The organism is Ornithinimicrobium sp. INDO-MA30-4, from assembly GCF_021535045.1.
Taxonomy (GTDB): Bacteria; Actinomycetota; Actinomycetes; order Actinomycetales; family Dermatophilaceae; genus Ornithinicoccus.
In genome coordinates this window covers 2,260,326-2,278,840 of sequence record NZ_CP091056.1, presented here as the reverse complement: position 1 = coordinate 2,278,840, position 18,515 = coordinate 2,260,326, and the positions used below count along the sequence as shown (strand labels likewise).

Genomic DNA, 18,515 nt, shown 5'->3' with positions numbered 1-18,515 from the left:
AGTTGTCCTGACCAGTCGCGTGAATGCCTTGATCGGGTCAGCCCAAGACGCTATAGCCACGCGCTGGCGGACTCGCGAACCAGTGATTCCTGCGCTGCTGACCATCGCACGCCTCACGACCGCGGCGGTCTTGTCGTACCTCATGACGCTGTTCCTTGTCGACGGCCCCATCGACTTGACCTGTGCTTTGACAGCGATCTTGGTCGTCCAGACCTCGCCACAGGCCACAATAAAAATGGGCATGGTGAGAGTTGGCGCCGTGTTGACGGGCGTCTTCATTGCAGTGGGAGTCTCAACCTGGGTCGGCCTGACGTGGTGGAGTCTGGCGCTGGTGATCGCCATGGCACTACTCGCCGCCAATATTTTGCGCCTGGGGGACCAAAAGCTGGAGACAGCAATCAGCGCCATGCTGATTTTGGCTGTAGGCGGCCAGGAGATCGCCGTCGAGACTCGGATCTTCACGACCCTGATTGGCGCCGGTGTCGGAGTGGCCTTCAACTTGTTGCTGCCGCTGCGTGCCGACCGAAGCCGCTGTGCTGAATGTGCGTGAAGTGGCTCGCCGGCAGGCCGAGGTGTTGCGGGGTGCCAGTTGGTCGCTCAGTGAAGGCCCGGTGACGAAGGCGCAGTTGATGGCGCTGCTCTCGCACTCGCGTGATGCTGGCTCGACGACCGAAAAGCCGAACAGGCAGTCTTTGCTGTCGAAGAAAGCCTGCGACTTAACACGCGGGCGATCGGCTCGGCCAACACCGCAACTGTGCTTCGCTCACGTCTTGACTCCCTAGATGCCTCTTCGTTCGCCGTTCGTGCGCTCTTTGTCGCCATGCGCAAGGAGGCCCCAGAGCACGAGTCCACCGACGACGGATTCGGGGAAGAAGCGCGAATCGCTTTGTCGATCGTGCTGGACAATGTCGCCACCTGCGTGGATGGCTTCGGTGAGTTGTTGGAGGCTGAGTCGGCAGGCCGTCAGGACGAAGTCGAGAGAGCCCTGACCGAGAGCCTTGAAGTAGCCCGTGAGGCGCGCGCCATACTCACCGAGTTGTTGATGGTTGATGCCAACTCGCAGACATCGTTGTGGTTGCTGCGCGGCTCGATCTTGGTGGCTGTTGAGCAGATTATCGAGCCGCTAGGGCTTGAAGATCGGGCCAGGCTGGCCAAGCAGATGAGTGGTGCCCAGCGCGTTGTTGCTGGCACCTCGGAGTTGTTGCGACGGGACATGCTGCCCGCGGCTGAGGCGCTTTCCCCAGCAACCTGATCGCTCGCGGACTCCCACCGACGGGACTGCGCCGCGGGTTTAAGTACACGCGCGATCAGGCGTCAAAACTCACGGGCGGGCGCAAGAGCAAGGGGCCGCAAACCAGCAGCGATGAGGATAAGTCGGAGTAACCTGCTTGGCATGAGCAATGAGACTCTCGACGAGCGCGGCAAACTGGCGAAGCGCCTCATGCCTGGCGGCGAGACCCCTGACCCTCGCTTTAGTCTGGCCAATGAGCGCACTTTTTTGTCGTGGATCCGCACCGGCCTCGCTCTGCAAGCCGGCGGTGTGGCCGTTGAAGCGTTTGGAGCTTTCGATACGCCCTATCGCCAAGCCGTCTCGATCTTGCTCTTGGTGTTTGGCATGTTGGTGAGCGGTGGTGCCTTCGTGCGATGGATCGGCGTCGAGCGGGCAATTCGGGCCAAGCGGCCGCTGCCGGTGCCACTCATTGCGCCCCTCCTTGGCCTGACAGGCGCTATGGGCTCCGTCGTGATCATCGTGCTCGTCTTGGTGACTTGATGCCATTGGCCAAGAACGTGACGGCTGCGGGGGTTGACCCTGGGCTGCAGCCGGAGCGGACCACGATGGCATGGTCGCGGACGGCAATGGCACTGGTCATTGTCAGCGTCCTCCTTGTGCGCTGGTGGCCCATCTTTGGTGCCAACGTGCTGCTGTTGCCGGCTATCGCGTTGCTCGGGGCCAGCATCATCATGCTGACTCAAAGCGGCCGCATGCATGTGGGAGTGAAGGCCATTGAGGCTGAGCACTTGGTCGTGAGCCCGTGGCCCAAGATCACGCTGCTGGCGTTGACGTTCTTCCTGGGGCTTGCGGGTGTTGTCTTGGTCTTGCTCGGGCCTAAGCCTCCTCGATGCCTGGCCCGTGCCCGGCTCCGACAGCCTGCCCGCCTGCGTGGTGGCCCGCCTGCCCGCCTGCCCGCCTGCGATGAGGCGAATTGGGCTTGATGTGCTGTTTTGCAGGCCACATCCCGCCCATTTCACCTCATCGCACACCGTGGCTAGCCGACGGCCATGGCTATGTAAGAGTTATTTGACACATTGGCACCACAGGGCTACCTTGGATGTAGGGAAGTCTTACATGGGAGGCATCATGCAACTCGCGATTCAGGACAAGAGGACACGCTGGGCGACGGCGGCAGCGGCTGGCCTTGGTATAGCTGCTGCACTTGGGGCAGTTGCAGGGTTGACCCGCGATAGCTTTGGCTCAGCTTTGCCGTTTTCACGGTGGTCATGGCTCCAACTTTGGTCGCGCTGAGCGCGATCGTGCTGGGCGAAGGTCAAGGCACCCAACCCGCATACGCTGACGACACCATCGAGACCCACTGGATCCGCGTGGCTGCAACCGGTGCCTTCCTCGACTTGGTGATCGCCATGGGCTTGGGTCTAGCCATCACCTCCATCCTTGATCTCGCCGATATCCCGCTCATCGTCTTTTGGTGCTGGCCATGGTCGACGCAGGCTTTCGCTACTGGCGACTGTTACGCCAAGGCGGTGAGTGATGCCGCTGCGCAATCGACTCAAAGTGCTGCGCGAGGCTGAGGGCTGTCGCAGCAGCAGATGGCCAAGATCCTTGGCATCACCCGGCAGACCGTGATCTCGATCGAGAACAACCACTTTGATCCTCGGCTATCCCTGGCCTTTCGCGTTGCCGAGCACTTTGATGTCCCCGTCGACGAAGTCTTCTACTCCGCCGATGACGGCGAATAAGATCTAAGATCACGAAATGACGTATCAGGTGGGGATCGTGGCAGTGCCGGAGTCAGACGCTGGGCCGAGCGAGGACATGCAGGCGGTCGCTGAACTGCAGCATCGCGTGCATATGCAGGAATCCGGCCACGACGACTGGGGCTCCAGTGCTGAATCCATCTCAAAGGACTACGCGAGTCAGCAATACACCGGCAAGATCTATGCGCTAGCCCGGATAGCGAGCAGGCGGTGGGCACCGTGGTGGCCTGGTGGGATAAGGCTGCCGATCGACCCATCGGATACTTCAACATGGCTGTTCCCAACGAGCACTTCACGTCTATCCTCGCCGATGAATTATGGCGGGTCACTCGCGAGGCGCTGCTGGCCAGCGGTGCCAGCAGCGTGCAGTGCTGGATCCCCGACCATGGCCAAATGACCCTCAAGAGGCTGCTTGGCTCACCCCGTCAGTCGGCACTGGCGCTGTGCCGCGCGATGACTGGTCTGACTGGCTATTGGGGAAGGGTTCACCCTCGAGCAGGCTTCAGCCGCTCAATTGCTGCAGGTCGAGGAGGGGCTGCAGCGCTGCCACCAACTCAGCTATTCAAAAACTCGGGGGTATGCGACCAAGACTTGGCGCGGCCCGACGCCGGAAGATCTCGTGGACGCGATGGTGGCAATCCGCAACCGGATGCCGCACGAAGCGCCTAATGCTGGTTTCGATGATCGAGATTTCCAGGAGACCGCCGAGCGCCTCCGCTCTCGGGAGTCGCGGGCTGCCGAGCGAGGCGAAGTAGCCGTCACCACCGTTGTGCTTCACGAGGCCTCGGGAGAGATCGTTGGATACACCGTTTTGCAGGTCATGCCTACGGGCGTGGCCGCTGTCCAAGGCGACACTCTGGTCTTACGCGAGCACAGGGGCCATCGGCTTGGTCGAGCACTCAAAGTCACCAACCTGCGCGAAATGGCCGAGCACCACCCTGACGTTGAGCGGGTGCACACATGGAGCGCAGCCGAGAACACCCACATGATCGCTATTAATGCGGCTATTGGGTTTCGCGAAAACGGCGTTGAAGCCGGGTGGCAGTGGAGGCCACCTCAACCACTAAGCCGATGAGCCTCAGGCAAAGAGCCGCACATCCGCCGGGCGGATCAGCCAGGTCAGGGCTACGGTGAGGCATGACTGATTCCCTGCATGTTGTCGCCCAGATCCCGACGAACCCCGAGATGGGTGACGCCGTCCGTGCCGGCCTCGCCGAACTCGCCAGCGCCACCCAGAGCGAAGATGGTTGCCTCGCCTACACCGCCTATGAGTCGGCCGTCGCACCAGGCGTTTTCATCACCGTCGAAGAGTGGCGCAGTCAGGCCGATCTCGATGCGCACATGACGACGCCACACATCGCCAAGGCTTTGAGGTGCTCGGCAGCGCGCTCGTTGGCGAGGTCGCGATCCACCCGCTCAATCCCATCTGAGCAAAACTCTCAAGCAATAATCGGCGCCGCGGTCTGGCCCCAGCCCACTCGGGGCTGGCCAGCCGTGGTGTCTGCCCACGCCTGAGCCAAACGCGCTGGCACACCTGCCAGCACTTCCTCGGACAGCACGAAGGGCAGACGGAGCCAATCGTCAAGGCCACCGCCGGGAGCAAACGTCGGCCCCGAAGCCAGCACTACTCCATATTTGCGGGCTGCTGACACCAGCGCGGTGGAGCGCGCATCCGACAACTCGCACCACAGCGAGCCACCGCCAGCTGGTCGCGCTACCTTCCAGTCGGGCAACTCGCGATGGATCCCGGCGAGCAGCGCTTCCATCGAGGTGTTCTCTCGCAAGCGCCGATACTCCCGCGACTCTTTGTGCCTGGCCATCAGTTCCACCGCAGCCAACTGCTCCAACACTGGGGCCCCGAGGTCGAGACGCAAACGCACCTGAGCCATGCTGGCTATCCGCGATTTAGGCAGGCGCATCCAGCCGATCCGCAGCCCACACCAATAGACCTTGCTCACGCTGCCAACCGTGATCGAGTCGGGCACATAGGCGGCCAGCGGCAACGGCATCGCACGTTCTTGCAGCGACAACTCCACGGGCGACTCATCGATGATTGGCACCACCCGCGCCCGGCGCAGCGCTGCCCCAACCCGCTCACGCTGGGCATCATCCATCAGGATGCCGGTGGGATTTTGAAAGTCAGGCACGAGGTAGGCCGACCGAGCACCCGTGAGCCGCAGCAGTGCGGCCATGCCTTCGGCATCCCACTCCTGCCCTGAGTCATTCATATCGATTGCGTGCGGCACGATCCTCGCTCGCAGCCCTTAAGCGTCTCGATGATGTTGGGGTAGCACGGCTTCTCCACCAACACTCGATCCCCGGCGCCAGGAGCGCTTGCGCCGCGATAGCCGCTCCACCCAGAGCGCCCGAAGTGATGAGGATCTGGTCTGGATCAGTTGGCAGCCCTCGCTGGGTAAACCTCGCCGCGACCATTTCGCGCAAGACCGGCAGCCCGCTGGGGTAGTAACCCGTGCCTGGCAGATAATCCACCACCTTTTCGGCGGCAATCTGGAAGGCCTCGGGCACCAGTGGTGCAGCAGAAGGAGCCGTTGTCGTCAGGTCGATCTCATCCTCGATCGTGCCCGAAGGGGACAGCAAATGATCGACGCGGCCGCCTGGCACGTCGGGGACAAAGATGCGACTCCCCGAGCCCTGCGTCGTCCGCAGGTGACCCGAGTCCCGCAACTCTTGGTATGCCCTGGTCACCGTCGTGCGGCTGACCTCCAGAGCCGTCATCAACTCTCGCTCGCTCGGCATCCGTGCCCCCGCGGGGAGGCGACCCTCGATGAAGGCGCGACGCAATCGGCCCGCGAGCGCCGCATACATCGGCGGCTCGAGTGGCGTGCCCGTCAACACCTTGGCAACCGCGCTCGCCGAGAGCGTGCGCGCACTATGCGTCAAGGAGGCAGGGCCGGTCATGGGGCAAGGTTAGACCCGGCGCCCAAGCGATTCACCCCCAACCAGACCACCTTTTCAAATTGGCTATTTAGGACAAGGCCAATCGTGCGTCATGATGGCTGTATGAGCACGAAGACCACTCCAAAGCAGCGCCGTCAGTTAGCCAATCTTGGCCCCATCGAGCAGATCCGCGCTGGCCAGATGCCCCGCCGACTGGTCCAACTCCTCGCCGGGCTCGCCCTGTATGGCTTTTCCTGGCATTGGTCCTACGTGGCACGCTGGGCGCAACCCCCTGGGACGTGTTGAGCACCGGCTTGATCCGCTTTATCCCGGTCAGCTTCGGCACGATGACCATCATTTCGTCTGCCTTTGTGCTCCTGTTGTGGATCCCGCTGAAGCAAAAGCCGGGCCTCGGGACCATCGCCAACGCGTTCTTGGTCGGCATTGCAGCAGATGCAACGCTGGCCACGATTGGCGAAGCCGAATCGCTCTGGGCGCGCATCGCGCTCATGCTGGGCGGCATCTTCTTGAACGGCGTCGCCACCGCGATGTACATCGGCTCACAACTTGGCCCCGGCCCCCGCGACGGGCTGATGACTGGGCTCTCTCGAGTCAGCGGCAAGTCAATCCGTTTGGTCCGCACTGGCATCGAGGTGACGGTCGTTGCGCTGGGTTTCGCGCTCGGCGGAGCACTCGGTGTGGCCACCGTGATCTATGCCCTCGCCATTGGGCCGCTGGCCCAATGGATGCTGCCCTGGTTCACCATCGATCTGAAGATGCCTCATCCCACAGCGCAAGACATACCCTCTGGTTTATGAAGATGTAGGACACAGATTGGCCCGCGCCGCCCAACGCTCGGCGTGACCAACCGTGGCGAATTAGGCAGGCGAGGGGCAGACTAAGGGTGTGGACGCTTTCGGAGGGGCACGTTCCAGTTTCCGGTCGCTGATGGCGGACCAGGCGGCGGCGAGACCGCTGTCCTGCTGCACGGCTTCCCGCAAGACAATTCAGCATGGGACACGATTTCGCCGTTGCTGCACGAGGCCGGTTTGCGGACCTTGGCGCCGGACCAGCGGGGGTATGCGCACACCGCTACTCCCAAACGTCGCCGCGACTATGGGCTAGATGAGTTAGCCCTGGACGTCATCGCCCTGCTCGATGAGGCCGGACTGACGAAAGTGCACATCGTCGGCCATGACTGGGGTGGCGCGGTTGCTTGGCATTTGGCCTCTCGGCATGCCGACCGGGTTTCGACTGTCACGGTGATCTCGACGCCGCATCCGGCGGCTCTGAGTTGGTCGATGCTGCGCAGCAATCAGGCGTTGATGAGTTACTACATAGGCCTATTTCAACTGCCAGCGCTGCCCGAACGCGTCCTTGCACCGCGGCTCTACCGCTTCTACCGGGGCTCTGGCCTGCCCAAAGAACACGCAAAGCGCTATGCCAAGCGATTTTCCGCGCCCGGAAGTCTGACTGGCCCAATGCAGTGGTACCGAGCGATCCCGCTCTCCCGAGTTAGGACCGGTCGCTCCTGGTGCCCACAACACGTGTGGGGCCGCGACGACGCTGCCTTAGGCCGTGTTGGTGCGCAGCGAACCTCGCACTATGTGAATGCGACCTATCGCTACCTCGAGGTCGAAGGTGGCCATTGGCTGCCTGAAACACATCCGCGGTTGGTGGCGGATGAGGTCATCCGGCGAGCTAAAGGCTACTGAGCAGAGTCAGAAACCGCGTAGGCCGCACCGGCAACTGCCGCGGTCACGCTCAGCACCGCTGGCCAAGCCCCCATCTTCTTGGCAAGCGGGTGGGAGGCACCGAAGCCGACGACATACAGACCGAGCAAGCCGGCTGCGGTGCCCACGCCATCGCGAGCGGCCCAGGTGCGCGCCGCATACCCACCAGCAGCGGCCAAAACCACACCGCCCAGGGGACGAATGCCGGTCTCGCGCGCGGATAAAAAGCCACCCACCAGCCCCAGCGCAACGATCGGGGCGGTGCTGACGTCGGCTGCGTCTTTGATCTCCATGCCTTCACTCTAGAGCGCGGGGCGAAGCGAAAACAGGGGGTCCCGCACAGCGTGAAAACGGGGTCCTCTACTCTGAAGAAATGCCAGGTCACCAGATTGATGAAGCCGTCATTGCCGTCGTTGGAGCCAGTGGTGCACTCGGCTCGCGGATCGCGAGCAAACTAGCCGAACAAGGAGCGAGGGTCATCGCCGTTGGCCGTGATCGCGACAAGCTCGACGCCGCGCAAATCCCCGGCGCGGTGCTCGTCGAAGGCGACTTAAGCGATGCCACACTCGGCGATCGAGTGGTTGAGGCAGCCGTCGAGTTAGGGCGCTCGACGGCGTTATCAACGCTGCGGGCGTCGTCGCGTTTGGTCCGTTAGCCGATACCGACGATGCCGTCATCGAAGACCTGTTTATGACCAACGTGATTGGGCCGCTCTGGCTCACTCGCCGCATCACGCCGATGCTGAGCGAAGCCAACGGGTTCTTGGTCAACATCTCGGCCGTGGTCGCCGAAAAGCCGCTACCGGGTATGGTCGCCTATGCCGCGAGCAAAGCGGCCCTAACCGCCGCAGATCAGGCGTTGGTGCGTGAGTTGCGCCGCGCAAAAATCACCGTGATCGATGTGCGACCTCTGCATACCGAAACTGGTCTGGCAACGCGCCCCCTAGCCGGGGAAGCTCCGAAACTGCCCGAGGGGCTAGAGCCTGAGGTTGTTGTTGACGCCGTTATTGCGGCCATCGAGTCGGGCCAGAATGAAGTTGAGGCTTCTTCGTTCGCTTAGAACGCAGCGTCGACTTCCACATCATCGAGTTGGTCGGATGGCTCAATCGTCGACATCTTGAGCCATCCGACCAACACTCTTGGGGCTGCTAGGGCTTGAGAATCACCTTGATGCACCCATCTTCTTTCTTTTGGAACATGTCGTAAGCCGCGGGCGCCTCGGTCAGCGGGACGCGGTGGGTTGCGAGGTCTTCGACACCAAGCACATCGCCATCTTCCTCAAGGACACCGATGATGTCGTCGGTCCATCGACGGACGTGGCACTGACCAAAGCGCATCGTGAGACCGCGGTCAAATATTTCCATCATCGGCATGGGGTCCTTTTCCCCGCCATACACGCCAGAGACGGAGACCGTCCCGCCACGCCGGGTCGATTTGATCGCAGTAACCAGAGCTTCAAGTCGGTCGACGCCCATGTTGTCGGTGACTGGCTTAGCGATAGCGTCGGGCAAGTGCCCGGCAGCACTAAGCACCGCACCAGCCACCGGCGAGCCGTGCGCCTCCATACCAACTTCGTCGATCGTGCCATCAGCCCCTCGTCCGTTGGTGAGGTCTAATATCGCCCCGGGGACATCGTCAACGGCCGACAGGTCTACTACCTCAACACCTCGACTGCGCGCGAGCGCGAGGCGCTCGGGGACCAGGTCCACCCCGATCACCCTGCGCCCGAAATACTGCGCGATCCTGGTGGCGAGTTGACCGACCGGGCCGAGTCCGAACACGGCAACGGTCCCGCCCTCCGGGACATCGGCGAACTTAAACGCCTGCCACGCGGTCGGCAAAATGTCCGAGAGGTAGAGGAAGCGTTCGTCGGCGACCCCTTCAGGGACCTTGACCGGACCGAACTGCGCCTGCGGGACTCGCAGGTACTCGGCCTGACCTCCGGGGACAGACCCATACAGTTCGCTGAACCCGAACAACGCGGCACCCTTGCCCTGAGAGCGGACCTGGGTGGTCTCACACGCGGCGTACAAGCCTCGCGAGCACATCCAGCACGAGCCACACGAGATGTTGAACGGAACGACCACCCGGTCACCGACTTTGAGATTGCCCGCTTCCGGGCCGACCTCTTCGACCACTCCCATTGTCTCGTGACCGAGCACGTCGCCCGGCTTGAGGAACGCGCCCAAGACTTCATAGAGGTGCAGATCGGAACCGCAGATAGCCGTCGAGGTGACCTTAATGATCGCGTCGTTGGGTTGCTCGATCTGGGGGTCGGGGACCTCCTCAACCGAAACCTTGCTCTTCGCCTGCCAGGTCAGTGCCTTCATGATGTGCTCCTCAAACTCTTAAAGGATGGTCGGTGCGAGCCGTTTGCCGCTCATTGGTGCACCAGCGTGTCGTGAGTGCAGCGAACTCGGCCGCGTTCTGTTCCCGCCGGTTGGGCATTGTCAGACCTCAACAAACTGCTCTCCCGCGCTAGATTAATCACTTTAACGCTCAACGAACCCACCGTTAGAGGGGGTTAAACAGCGATTTGTATCTAACCAAGTGGACGCTGGTCTTGAGTTCGCAACGGCATCACCTCTTGCGCTGCACCCGAGTCTCAGCCCAAATCGGTTCATCCGAGGCGAAGACCAAGCCATCAGAGCCGAACACCAAGAATCGATCGAAGTCGCGGGCAAACCAGCGGTCGTGGGTGACTGCGACGACTGTGCCCTCAAAGGTGTCGAGGGCATCTTCGAGCGCTTCGGCGGAGTGCAGATCAAGGTTGTCCGTGGGCTCATCCAGCAGCAACAACGTCGCACCGGATAACTCAAGCAGCAAGATTTGGAAACGTGCTTGTTGGCCGCCAGAGAGTTGCTCAAACTTTTGCTCACTCGCCCGCGCCAAGCCATACCGATCGAGAGCGCGGGCAGCCATCTCGCGGCCTCGCCCGTCGCGGTGTTCATCGCCGCGGTGCAGGATCTCGAGCAACGTGCGGCCCTGCAATGACGGCTGATCATGTGTTTGGGCGAACCAGCCAGGCCTGACTCGCGACCCCAACCGCACCACTCCGGTATGCGCGACAGGCTCGGGCTGCACGTCGCTGACCGGTTGGTGCTCGATATCCGGGTCCGACCCACCAGCGGCCAACAGCCGCAAGAAGTGCGACTTACCGGACCCATTCGACCCCAACACCGCGACCCGCTCGCCAAACCACAACTCAGCATTAAACGGCTTCATCAGCCCGGTGAGTTCCAGTTTTTCCGCCATGACGGCGCGCTTGGCGGTCCGGCCACCCTTCAGCCTCATCCGCACGCTTTGCCGCACCGGCACAGCCTCGGGTGGACCAACCTCTTCAAACCGGGCAAAACGAGTGCGAGCTGCCTGCAGCCGGGAAGCCATGTCGGAGTTATACGCAGCCTTCTCGCGATACATCAGAACCAACGTTTTGAGTTTGGCGCGCTCTTCTTCCCAGCGACGCAACAACTCATCCAGGTGATCATTTCGATCTTCGCGAGCCTGCTGATAGGTCGAGAATCGGCCGGGGTGGATCCATACGGAGTTACCGCCCGCGCTGGGCTCAACCGTGGCGATCTTGGTGGCTACCCGGTCTAATAGTTCGCGGTCGTGGCTAATGAAGAGCACCGTCTTGGGCGACGCGATGAGTTCGCTTTCGAGCCAGCGCTTAGCCGGGACATCGAGGTAGTTGTCTGGCTCGTCGAGCAGCAAGACCTCTTCGTTGCCGCGCAGCAGGGCTTCAAGCACGAGGCGCTTCTGCTCACCACCGGACAGCGTCGTGACTTTGCGCCATTGAGCCTTATCAAAGGGCACGCCCAGTGCCGCGGTGGTGACGACATCCCAAAACGTCTCGTGCTCATACCCGCCGACGTCTGCCCAGTCCGAGAGAGCTTGGGCATACGCCATCTGGTCCTTTTCGGAGTCACGCTCCATCATCAGCATCTCAGTGCGATCAATCTCAAGTGCTGCATCGGCAATGGCTTTAGGTGCCACCGACACCAGCAAGTCGCGAACCGTCGAGTCGTCGCGCACCGACCCGATGAACTGAGACATCACCGCCAGCCCGCCGGAGCGAACGACTCGACCGCTGTCGGCCGCCAACTCCCCCGAGATGATCTTCGTCAGCGTTGTCTTGCCAGCACCGTTAGGCCCAATTAGCGCAACCTTGGCCCCTTCACCCACGCGGAACGACACATCGTTCAGCAACACCCGCCCATCGGGCAGGGCAAACCCCACTTCCTGCACTTCTAGATGGCCCATACGCGCATTATGCAGGGGAAGGGTCAACAGTGAGTTATGATCAGAGACGGTCTAGTTCGAGACATACCTTTTCGAAGTCCCCAATTCTTTAGGAGTACCCATGTTCTTTGACATCCTCGGCTTCCTGGTTGCCGGCCTCATCATCGGTGCCCTCGCGCGCCTCATCAAGCCCGGCAAGCAGGGCCTCAGCCTGGTCATGACCCTCGTGCTCGGTATCGTCGGCACCATCCTTGGCGGACTGGTCGCTAGCTTCTTGGGCACCGGCGACATCATGGAGCTGAACATCCTCGGCTTCATCCTGGCGGTTGTCTTCGCTGTGCTGTTGATCGGCGTTGCCGAAGGCGCTGTCGCCAAGAAGAAGTAACTCATTTCGTAAAGCAAGAAGGGGCGTATGTCGGATATCACCGACATACGCCCCTTCTTGTCTCGGCCAAAATCTACGAAACCCGTGCGATCGTTCGGGTACGTACGTTACGTTTTTCACACGCGCTGCACCGTGAGGGGGCAGGCGCCTTCAGGCTGGCTTCACCGCCGACTCCAGCCATGACTCCAGGAGAGTGTGATGACGACCGGTTACCTTTGGGACGAAATTTTTGGTTGGCACGACACCGGCAGCGGTTCGATGTTTCCTGCCGATCCGCTGGCAGGGCTGCAGCCCATCGCGCATCACGTCGCGCACCCGGACACCAAACGACGCATGCACGAGTTGGTTTGCGTTTCCGGTCTTATCGACCACCTCACCCGGGTGAGCCCACGCAACGCCACGGACGAAGAGATCCTGCGTGTTCACACCGTTGACTACGTGGAACGCATCAAGCGCGAAAGCGAATTGCCCAAAGGCGGCGACGCCGGAGATGGGATCTCACCATTCGGCAAAGGTGCATTCGAGATCGCTGCTCGCGGCGCCGGGTCAGCTATCGCGATGACTGAGGCCGTCGTGAACGGCGACGTCGACAATGGGTATGCGCTGGTCAACCCCGCTGGACACCACGCTATCGCCGAAACCGGCATGGGCTTTGCATCTTCAACAATGTGGCAATCGCGGCCAAGCACGCCCGCGAAGTCCTCGGCATGGAGAAGGTCGCGATCGTCGACTGGGACGTCCACCATGGCAACGGCGCTCAGGCCATCTTTGCCGAGGACCCCAGTGTGTTGACGATTTCGCTGCACCAAGACCGCTGCTTCCCGCCTAACTCTGGCTTGTTGGAAGACCGCGGCGTCGGAGCAGGCATCAACTACAACATCAACATCCCGATGCCGACCGGCACTGGCGACGAGGGCTACGCGTATGCCGCCAAGCAGGTGATTGGCCCCGCCCTGGAGGCGTTTGCTCCAGACCTCATCTTGGTGGCCAGCGGGTTTGATGCCAACGCGATGGACCCGCTGTCGCGGCAATTGATCACCTCACGAGGCTTTATCGACCTTACGGAGACAGTGAAAAACGCGTCGACCTCGACGGTCCAGGGCCGGATCGTGATGATCCAAGAGGGTGGCTACAGCCCGGTTTATGTCCCGTTCTGTGGCGTCGCCACCATCGAGACGCTTGCTGGAGTACACGTCCTCGAAGATGCGATCTTGCCGGTCGTGGGCGGCATGGGTGGACACCAACTGGAGGATCATCAGAAAGCCCTAGTCGACCAAGTCGCGACCTACATCAAGGACATCTGAAAGTTCGACTTCGCGCCACGTCGAAACCACCCTCAGGAGTTAGCAGTCCTATAGCCGCCCTAGGTGGTTTCGGCGCGACGGGGGCTAGGGGTGAAGCGATCCCACACGCGATGGCCCTCGAGCAGTTTGATGATGTCCGATGCTACAGAGTTCGGTGCCTGGTCGGTCACAACCCCGGCCCCGTCTGTGGGCACACCTGCGGCGCTCAAAGATGCTGCGCCATGGTCAAGGGCACCGATCGCTTTCGCGTGACGCCACACCTCCCCGACCAATTTGACCACCCGGGGTCAAGGGTCGATTCGCTGGCTCCAGCTTTGGCATCCAAAGACGGCACTGCATCTTGGCCCGGACGCGCCTCGCCAGCCAGGATCAAGGCGTCAAACTCGGCGGAGTGTGCCGTTGCATAAGTGCGTTGAACGACCACACCGTTGTTCAGGGTGCCCCCACCGGTGCGATTACCAAGGGGACTACTGCGCGCTTCATTAACTCCCCACGCAACGTCTCAATATCCTTACTGCTACTCGTCGCGTCTGCCACAATGCCAACCTGGCGACCTTCGACGGGCCACGAGCCACCGACCTGAGACAGAGCGGGGCTGGGCGTCTCGTCACCAGTGGAAGCGAGGGCTCGGGCGCTGTCAGCCCTAACCCACTGGCGACAGCCCCAGATAGCCCTTGGTCGATGTTGGCTAGCGCTTGTAACTGGCGCTCCTTGATGCTTTGCTCGTAGCACTTGCCCAATTCGAAGGTGTAGGCGCCAATCACGTGATCCTGCTCTACCGCTGTGAGCGAACGGAAGAACAGGCGAGCTTGGCTGAAGTGATCATCGAAATCGGCCGGAACCTCTCGGACCTTGCGCCCACCCGAGACCTCCACCGGCACGTCAACAAAGGCACCCTGGTCAGATCCTGCTGTGAACGGGCATCCCCCATCGAGGGAGTTCGGCCGATAGGGGCGACACCCTGATGCACTGCGCTTGGTGCATTCCATCGCGCAGCATGTCGTTGACCGGAGCGTGCGGACGGTTGATCGGCAATTGGTTAAAGTTGGGCCCGCCGAGACGGGTGATCTGGGTATCAATGTAGGAAAAGAGCCTTACCTGCAACAGCGGGTCGTTGGTGACATCGATGCCCGGAACCAAATGGCCCACGTGGAAAGCCACCTGCTCGGTCTCGGCGAAGTAGTTCGTCGGGTTGGCATTAAGGGTCATTGTGCCGAGCAGCTGCACCGGGGCAAGTTCCTCGGGCACGATCTTGGTCGGATCGAGGAGGTCGATGCCCTCGAACATCTCATCCTCGCTGTCGGGAAACACCTGCACCCCCAGGTCCCACTCGGGGAAGGCACCAGCCTCAATGGCGTCGGCTAGGTCTCGGCGATGAAGGTCGGGATCCATCCCCATAGCCAGTTGCGACTCTTCCCACAACAGCGAGTGCACGCCTTGGCGCGGTTTCCAATGAAACTTCACCAACGTCGTCTGGTCTGCGTCATTGATAAGCCTAAACGTGTGCACACCGAAGCCCTCCATGGTCCGGTACGACCGTGGGATGCCTCGATCCGACATGTTCCAGATCGTGTGGTGTTGGGCCTCGGTATGGAGTGAAACAAAATCCCAAAACGAGTCGTGCGCGCTCTGAGCTTGGGGTATTTCCCGATCCGGATGTGGCTTCGCGGCGTGAACTACGTCTGGAAACTTAATTCCGTCTTGAATGAAGAACACCGGGATGTTGTTGCCTACTAAGTCGAAGGTGCCCTCACCGGTGTAAAATTTCACCGCGAACCCACGCGTGTCTCGCGCAGTGTCGGCCGACCCCCGAGAGCCCAGCACTGTGGAGAACCGGGTAAACACCGGCGTTTGTGCTCCCTGGCGCAGGAACTGTGCCCGGCATATGCCTTCTCCGTTTCCATTGGCCACGAAAACTCCGTGCGCTGCGGCTCCCCGAGCGTGCACCACTCGCTCTGGGATTCGCTCGTGATCAAAGTGAGTGATCTTCTCTCGTAGGTGGTGATCCTGCAGCAAAGTTGGTCCGCGGCGCCCTGCCTTCAGTGAGTGATCGGTGTCGCGCAATCGGGTGCCAGTGGCGGTGGTGAGCCATTGACCCTGTTGCGCCAAAACGTCAGCGCTCAGCTCGGTCTCCCTACCTGTTGGGCCAACACGAGCCGGACCAGCCTGGTCTGACTTAGGTGGTGGCATGCTACCGGGAGAAGTGGGTTCGGCCATGGCCGGTGCCTGCGACGAGGAGCACCGGGCAATGGACGTTCTGTTTGCTTCGACATGGGACTGCCTTCGCTGGATTGGGTTGATGTCAGAAGAAATAGAGAGTCTGTTAAAACACGGCTTTGCCACCGGTGACCCCAAGGACCGTGCCGCTGATGTAGCTGGCGTCGGGGCTGGCAAGGAAGACGTAAGCAGTTGCTACCTCGGTGGGTTGTCCGGGCCTGCCAAGCGGGGTGTCTTGACCGAAGTTTTGGACCATTTCGGCATCGAAAGTGCTGGGGATCAAGGGGGTCCAGATGGGTCCGGGTGCGACCGCGTTAACGCGGATACCTCGCGGGCCCAGTTGTGCAGCGAGGTTGACGGTGAAGTTGTTCAATGCGGATTTTGTCGCTGCGTAGTCCAATAGAGGTTCGGAGGGTCAAATGCCTGAATCGAGGTGGTGTTGATGATGCAACCCCTGCGCTCATGCTGGCGACCACGGCTTTGGTTAGCCAGAATGCGGCGAACAGGTTGGTGGTGAACACCTGCTCAAATTGTCCTTCGGGGAAGGAAGTAATGTCGCCGGACTGGGCCATTTGATAGCCAGCGTTGTTGATGAGGACATCGATGCCGCCGAGTTGTTCCACGGCCTGTTCGGCCAACTGCACGTTCGCTGCTTCGGTGCGTTGGTCGGTAGGCAACATCACACACGTGCCGCCGAGGTCTTCGATCGCTTGTCTGGTGAGATCAGCGTCGTCGCCTTCTTGTGGCAGGAATGAGATCGCCACGGACGCGCCCTCTTTGACAAAGGCAATCGCGATGGCGCGCCCGATTCCCGAATCACCCCGGTAATCAACGCTCGGAGCCCGGTCAGCCGCTCCCGACCGACATAACTGGCTTCCCCATGATCGGCGGGTGGGTCCATCTTGGTGGTTGACCCGGGCCATTGCTGTTCTTGGGGTGGTAGTTGCTGGGGATAGTCCACGGTGTCCTCCGGATGATGTGAGTGGGTTGGATTCGCTGGCGCAAGTAGTCCTGGTCAGTAGAGATCAGGAACCATGTCGAGTAGGAGTTTTTGACAAAGCCGTGGCAGGCGGGCGGACGCCGTCCTGGCCGCGGCTTCATGCTAAGCACTAGACATCAAAGGGGGCACACCCGCATGGGTGGGGGCCCGTAGGTGGGGTTTGATACACCCGGTATGTCGTGGGTGGCCCCTAGGATGAGGGGAACTTCAACGAGGATGGATGACAGTTATGCACCAGACGATGTTCGTGAACCTGCCGATTGCAAATGTCGATGTCAGCCGTGAGTTTTTCACCTCATTGGGCTACACCTTCGACGAAGACTTCTGCGACGAAAATGCGCTATGCCTTGAGCTCAACGACTCGACCTTCGCCATGCTGCTGCAGCGCGACTTTTTGCTTCGTTCGCTGACCGGCCGGTGGGGGACGCCAAGGCGGACACTCAGCACCTCTTGGCTCTCCGGGTCTCCACCCGCGAAGGCGTCGACGACTTGGTCGACAAGGCCGTGGCCGCTGGCGGCAAGGACGTGCGCACCGACGACAACGACTTCATGTACTCACGCTCCTACGCCGACCTCGACGGCCACGTCTGGGAGTTGATGTGGATGAACACCGACAATATGGGTGACAAAGAGGCCTGACCACAGGCACTTGGCCTACCCGCAAACCACGCACAGCAAGGACTCTGTATGCGGTACGTAGCCCGCGGCATTATTCAGTTGCCGATTGGCGCCAGCGCCTACCTAATTGATGGCGACGAAGGAGTAACGCTGGTCGACACCGGCGTGCCCGGCAAGGTCGGTGTCATTGAGTCTGGCCTCAAAAGATGGGCCGGACCTGGTCTGACCTGAAGGCCGTCTTGATCACTCACGCACACCCGGATCACACTGGCAGCGCACGAGCGGTCAAAGACCATAGCCAAGCTCCGGTCACGATGTCGGCACGCGATGCACGAGTGCCACACGGACTGGAGCCCGTCACCCCGCCACCGTTGAAGGATGCGCTCGGCCCGCTAGGTGGAGCATTTAGATTCTTGCCAAAAGCCGAGGGGTTTTCGGTCGCGACCGAGTTGGTGGCCGACGGCACAGCAGGTCTGCCCGAAGATTGGGCTGTTATCAGCACCCCTGGGCACACGCCTGGGCACGTCAGTTATTTGCTGGATCGCGCCGGTGGGCTGCTCTTCGCCGGTGATGCGGCGATGGTCAACCGCTCTGGCGAGGTCTATCCCGGGCTAATGAACCCAAAGTCTGAGCAGGTCAAGCAGTCGATCGTGCAGTTGGCCAAGCGCGATTTCCGGGCGGCCTACTTCGGCCACGGCGGTCACCTCACCAATGATGCCGCCAGCGCTTTCCGCCGTTTTGCCTATCAGCAACAGTGAACTGAGAGCTTGAGATGCCTGAGCTAGGCGCCATTGTTCGCTCATTGGTGCTCTTTGGCTTTGCCGCGCTGGCTGAAATCGGCGGAGCATGGCTGGTCTGGCAGGGGATTCGTGAGCACCGAGGGTTGCTCTGGGTCGGTGGCGGCATTGTGGCGCTCGGGCTCTATGGCTTGCTGGTGACCCTGCAGGCTGAAGCGTCCTTTGGGCGCTTGCTTGCCGCATACGGTGGCATTTTTATTGTTGGCTCGCTCGCCTGGGGGATGGCCCTGGACGGCTTTCGCCCCGACCGCTTTGATGTGATCGGAGCGATGATTTGCCTGGTCGGCGTCGCGGTCATCATGTACTCACCGCGCGGCTAATCAGCACT

The 18,515-nt window shown here is 61.3% G+C and carries 23 protein-coding genes and 5 pseudogenes; 21 read left to right on the top strand and 7 right to left on the bottom strand.

Annotated features, from left to right (window positions below):
* The first annotated feature begins 19 nt into the window (after positions 1 to 19).
* The 10 genes from L0A91_RS13725 (at position 20) to L0A91_RS13680 (ending at position 4,509) form a co-directional block, all read left to right on the top strand.
* A complete protein-coding gene (locus tag L0A91_RS13725; RefSeq protein ID WP_235244944.1) occupies positions 20 to 550 on the top strand; it encodes an aromatic acid exporter family protein in 531 nt (176 codons plus the stop codon).
* The gene (locus L0A91_RS13720; protein WP_235244942.1) at positions 516 to 782 is read left to right on the top strand and encodes a hypothetical protein; all 267 of its coding nucleotides are present in this window, start codon (positions 516 to 518) and stop codon (positions 780 to 782) included. Before L0A91_RS13725 ends, L0A91_RS13720 begins: the two co-directional genes overlap by 35 nt.
* On the top strand, positions 755 to 1,252 hold the full coding sequence (locus tag L0A91_RS13715) for a hypothetical protein (RefSeq protein WP_235244941.1): 498 nt from the start codon (positions 755 to 757) through the stop codon (positions 1,250 to 1,252). The genes L0A91_RS13720 and L0A91_RS13715 overlap by 28 nt, the downstream gene beginning before the upstream one ends.
* Positions 1,253 to 1,393: 141 nt before the next feature.
* Complete coding sequence (locus tag L0A91_RS13710) at positions 1,394 to 1,771, top strand: YidH family protein (RefSeq protein ID WP_235244940.1); 378 nt, start codon at positions 1,394 to 1,396, stop codon at positions 1,769 to 1,771.
* The gene (locus tag L0A91_RS13705; RefSeq protein ID WP_235244939.1) at positions 1,771 to 2,214 is read left to right on the top strand and encodes a DUF202 domain-containing protein; all 444 of its coding nucleotides are present in this window, start codon (positions 1,771 to 1,773) and stop codon (positions 2,212 to 2,214) included. Before L0A91_RS13710 ends, L0A91_RS13705 begins: the two co-directional genes overlap by 1 nt.
* 285 nt (positions 2,215 to 2,499) lie before the next feature.
* Entirely contained in the window at positions 2,500 to 2,808 is a 309-nt protein-coding gene (locus L0A91_RS13700) for a hypothetical protein (protein WP_235244938.1), read from the top strand.
* An 18-nt stretch (positions 2,809 to 2,826) separates the two neighbouring features.
* Positions 2,827 to 2,976: a helix-turn-helix transcriptional regulator gene (locus L0A91_RS13695; RefSeq protein ID WP_235244937.1), complete on the top strand. Its 150-nt coding sequence runs from the start codon at positions 2,827 to 2,829 to the stop codon at positions 2,974 to 2,976.
* A 16-nt stretch (positions 2,977 to 2,992) separates the two neighbouring features.
* Complete coding sequence (locus L0A91_RS13690; protein WP_235244936.1) at positions 2,993 to 3,391, top strand: hypothetical protein; 399 nt, start codon at positions 2,993 to 2,995, stop codon at positions 3,389 to 3,391.
* A 117-nt stretch (positions 3,392 to 3,508) separates the two neighbouring features.
* Positions 3,509 to 4,069: a GNAT family N-acetyltransferase gene (locus L0A91_RS13685; protein WP_235244935.1), complete on the top strand. Its 561-nt coding sequence runs from the start codon at positions 3,509 to 3,511 to the stop codon at positions 4,067 to 4,069.
* A gap of 62 nt (positions 4,070 to 4,131) precedes the next feature.
* Complete coding sequence (locus L0A91_RS13680) at positions 4,132 to 4,509, top strand: putative quinol monooxygenase (protein ID WP_235244933.1); 378 nt, start codon at positions 4,132 to 4,134, stop codon at positions 4,507 to 4,509.
* Here L0A91_RS13680 and L0A91_RS13675 read toward each other — a convergent pair.
* Together L0A91_RS13675 and L0A91_RS13670 are read right to left on the bottom strand one after the other, a co-directional pair.
* A complete protein-coding gene (locus L0A91_RS13675) occupies positions 4,434 to 5,222 on the bottom strand; it encodes an aminotransferase class I/II-fold pyridoxal phosphate-dependent enzyme (RefSeq protein ID WP_235244932.1) in 789 nt (262 codons plus the stop codon). The genes L0A91_RS13680 and L0A91_RS13675 overlap by 76 nt on opposite strands.
* A complete protein-coding gene (locus L0A91_RS13670; protein WP_235244931.1) occupies positions 5,215 to 5,913 on the bottom strand; it encodes a GntR family transcriptional regulator in 699 nt (232 codons plus the stop codon). The genes L0A91_RS13675 and L0A91_RS13670 overlap by 8 nt, the downstream gene beginning before the upstream one ends.
* A 102-nt stretch (positions 5,914 to 6,015) precedes the next feature.
* On the opposite strand from L0A91_RS13670, the gene L0A91_RS19195 reads away from it, so the two are divergent.
* From L0A91_RS19195 to L0A91_RS13660, 3 genes are all read left to right on the top strand, one after another.
* Entirely contained in the window at positions 6,016 to 6,198 is a 183-nt protein-coding gene (locus L0A91_RS19195) for a hypothetical protein (protein ID WP_311197840.1), read from the top strand.
* A complete protein-coding gene (locus L0A91_RS13665) occupies positions 6,195 to 6,710 on the top strand; it encodes a hypothetical protein (RefSeq protein WP_311197839.1) in 516 nt (171 codons plus the stop codon). The genes L0A91_RS19195 and L0A91_RS13665 overlap by 4 nt, the downstream gene beginning before the upstream one ends.
* 213 nt (positions 6,711 to 6,923) lie before the next feature.
* Positions 6,924 to 7,607, top strand: coding sequence for an alpha/beta fold hydrolase (locus L0A91_RS13660; RefSeq protein ID WP_235244930.1), 684 nt, complete (start codon positions 6,924 to 6,926; stop codon positions 7,605 to 7,607).
* On the opposite strand, the gene L0A91_RS13655 is transcribed toward L0A91_RS13660, so the two are convergent.
* On the bottom strand, positions 7,601 to 7,918 hold the full coding sequence (locus L0A91_RS13655; RefSeq protein WP_235244929.1) for a hypothetical protein: 318 nt from the start codon (positions 7,916 to 7,918) through the stop codon (positions 7,601 to 7,603). The two genes, L0A91_RS13660 and L0A91_RS13655, sit on opposite strands and share 7 nt — an antisense overlap.
* A gap of 80 nt (positions 7,919 to 7,998) precedes the next feature.
* On the opposite strand from L0A91_RS13655, the pseudogene L0A91_RS13650 reads away from it, so the two are divergent.
* Positions 7,999 to 8,684, top strand: a pseudogene (locus L0A91_RS13650) (SDR family NAD(P)-dependent oxidoreductase).
* Between the two features lie 88 nt (positions 8,685 to 8,772).
* Here the strand turns inward: L0A91_RS13650 and L0A91_RS13645 are convergent.
* Together L0A91_RS13645 and L0A91_RS13640 are read right to left on the bottom strand one after the other, a co-directional pair.
* Positions 8,773 to 9,954: a zinc-dependent alcohol dehydrogenase gene (locus L0A91_RS13645; protein ID WP_235244928.1), complete on the bottom strand. Its 1,182-nt coding sequence runs from the start codon at positions 9,952 to 9,954 to the stop codon at positions 8,773 to 8,775.
* Positions 9,955 to 10,204: 250 nt separating this feature from the next.
* The gene (locus L0A91_RS13640; RefSeq protein ID WP_235244927.1) at positions 10,205 to 11,887 is read right to left on the bottom strand and encodes an ABC-F family ATP-binding cassette domain-containing protein; all 1,683 of its coding nucleotides are present in this window, start codon (positions 11,885 to 11,887) and stop codon (positions 10,205 to 10,207) included.
* A 100-nt stretch (positions 11,888 to 11,987) separates the two neighbouring features.
* On the opposite strand from L0A91_RS13640, the gene L0A91_RS13635 reads away from it, so the two are divergent.
* Both L0A91_RS13635 and L0A91_RS20040 read left to right on the top strand, forming a co-directional pair.
* Positions 11,988 to 12,251: a GlsB/YeaQ/YmgE family stress response membrane protein gene (locus L0A91_RS13635; RefSeq protein WP_235244926.1), complete on the top strand. Its 264-nt coding sequence runs from the start codon at positions 11,988 to 11,990 to the stop codon at positions 12,249 to 12,251.
* A 198-nt stretch (positions 12,252 to 12,449) separates the two neighbouring features.
* Positions 12,450 to 13,555, top strand: a pseudogene (locus L0A91_RS20040) (class II histone deacetylase).
* Between the two features lie 59 nt (positions 13,556 to 13,614).
* Here L0A91_RS20040 and L0A91_RS13620 read toward each other — a convergent pair.
* Positions 13,615 to 15,828 (bottom strand): annotated as a pseudogene (locus L0A91_RS13620) (catalase).
* 50 nt (positions 15,829 to 15,878) lie between these two features.
* A pseudogene (locus L0A91_RS20035) lies at positions 15,879 to 16,673 on the bottom strand (SDR family oxidoreductase).
* A 319-nt stretch (positions 16,674 to 16,992) separates the two neighbouring features.
* On the opposite strand from L0A91_RS20035, the pseudogene L0A91_RS20030 reads away from it, so the two are divergent.
* From L0A91_RS20030 to L0A91_RS13595, 5 genes and pseudogenes are all read left to right on the top strand, one after another.
* Positions 16,993 to 17,070: pseudogene (locus L0A91_RS20030) on the top strand (hypothetical protein); the annotation flags it as partial.
* 119 nt (positions 17,071 to 17,189) lie between these two features.
* Positions 17,190 to 17,411: a VOC family protein gene (locus L0A91_RS13610; RefSeq protein ID WP_235244922.1), complete on the top strand. Its 222-nt coding sequence runs from the start codon at positions 17,190 to 17,192 to the stop codon at positions 17,409 to 17,411.
* A 48-nt stretch (positions 17,412 to 17,459) separates the two neighbouring features.
* Positions 17,460 to 17,621, top strand: a complete 162-nt coding sequence (locus L0A91_RS13605; RefSeq protein WP_235244921.1) for a hypothetical protein — start codon at positions 17,460 to 17,462, stop codon at positions 17,619 to 17,621.
* A gap of 8 nt (positions 17,622 to 17,629) precedes the next feature.
* The gene (locus tag L0A91_RS13600; protein ID WP_235244920.1) at positions 17,630 to 18,148 is read left to right on the top strand and encodes an MBL fold metallo-hydrolase; all 519 of its coding nucleotides are present in this window, start codon (positions 17,630 to 17,632) and stop codon (positions 18,146 to 18,148) included.
* Between the two features lie 14 nt (positions 18,149 to 18,162).
* Positions 18,163 to 18,507, top strand: a complete 345-nt coding sequence (locus L0A91_RS13595; protein WP_235244919.1) for a YnfA family protein — start codon at positions 18,163 to 18,165, stop codon at positions 18,505 to 18,507.
* The last annotated feature ends 8 nt before the right edge of the window (positions 18,508 to 18,515 follow it).

What these genes read in the sequence shown, in the direction of transcription:
- L0A91_RS13710 (WP_235244940.1), top strand. Translation starts at nt 1,394, where the DNA reads ATGAGCAATGAGACTCTCGACGAGCGCGGCAAACTGGCGAAGCGCCTC.
- L0A91_RS13705 (WP_235244939.1), top strand. Translation starts at nt 1,771, where the DNA reads ATGCCATTGGCCAAGAACGTGACGGCTGCGGGGGTTGACCCTGGGCTG.
- L0A91_RS13700 (WP_235244938.1), top strand. Translation starts at nt 2,500, where the DNA reads ATGGCTCCAACTTTGGTCGCGCTGAGCGCGATCGTGCTGGGCGAAGGT.
- L0A91_RS13695 (WP_235244937.1), top strand. Translation starts at nt 2,827, where the DNA reads ATGGCCAAGATCCTTGGCATCACCCGGCAGACCGTGATCTCGATCGAG.
- L0A91_RS13690 (WP_235244936.1), top strand. Translation starts at nt 2,993, where the DNA reads ATGACGTATCAGGTGGGGATCGTGGCAGTGCCGGAGTCAGACGCTGGG.
- L0A91_RS13680 (WP_235244933.1), top strand. Translation starts at nt 4,132, where the DNA reads ATGACTGATTCCCTGCATGTTGTCGCCCAGATCCCGACGAACCCCGAG.
- L0A91_RS13675 (WP_235244932.1), bottom strand. Translation starts at nt 5,222, where the DNA reads ATGAATGACTCAGGGCAGGAGTGGGATGCCGAAGGCATGGCCGCACTG.
- L0A91_RS13670 (WP_235244931.1), bottom strand. Translation starts at nt 5,913, where the DNA reads ATGACCGGCCCTGCCTCCTTGACGCATAGTGCGCGCACGCTCTCGGCG.
- L0A91_RS19195 (WP_311197840.1), top strand. Translation starts at nt 6,016, where the DNA reads ATGAGCACGAAGACCACTCCAAAGCAGCGCCGTCAGTTAGCCAATCTT.
- L0A91_RS13655 (WP_235244929.1), bottom strand. Translation starts at nt 7,918, where the DNA reads ATGGAGATCAAAGACGCAGCCGACGTCAGCACCGCCCCGATCGTTGCG.
- L0A91_RS13645 (WP_235244928.1), bottom strand. Translation starts at nt 9,954, where the DNA reads ATGAAGGCACTGACCTGGCAGGCGAAGAGCAAGGTTTCGGTTGAGGAG.
- L0A91_RS13640 (WP_235244927.1), bottom strand. Translation starts at nt 11,887, where the DNA reads ATGGGCCATCTAGAAGTGCAGGAAGTGGGGTTTGCCCTGCCCGATGGG.
- L0A91_RS13635 (WP_235244926.1), top strand. Translation starts at nt 11,988, where the DNA reads ATGTTCTTTGACATCCTCGGCTTCCTGGTTGCCGGCCTCATCATCGGT.
- L0A91_RS13605 (WP_235244921.1), top strand. Translation starts at nt 17,460, where the DNA reads ATGCGGTACGTAGCCCGCGGCATTATTCAGTTGCCGATTGGCGCCAGC.
- L0A91_RS13595 (WP_235244919.1), top strand. Translation starts at nt 18,163, where the DNA reads ATGCCTGAGCTAGGCGCCATTGTTCGCTCATTGGTGCTCTTTGGCTTT.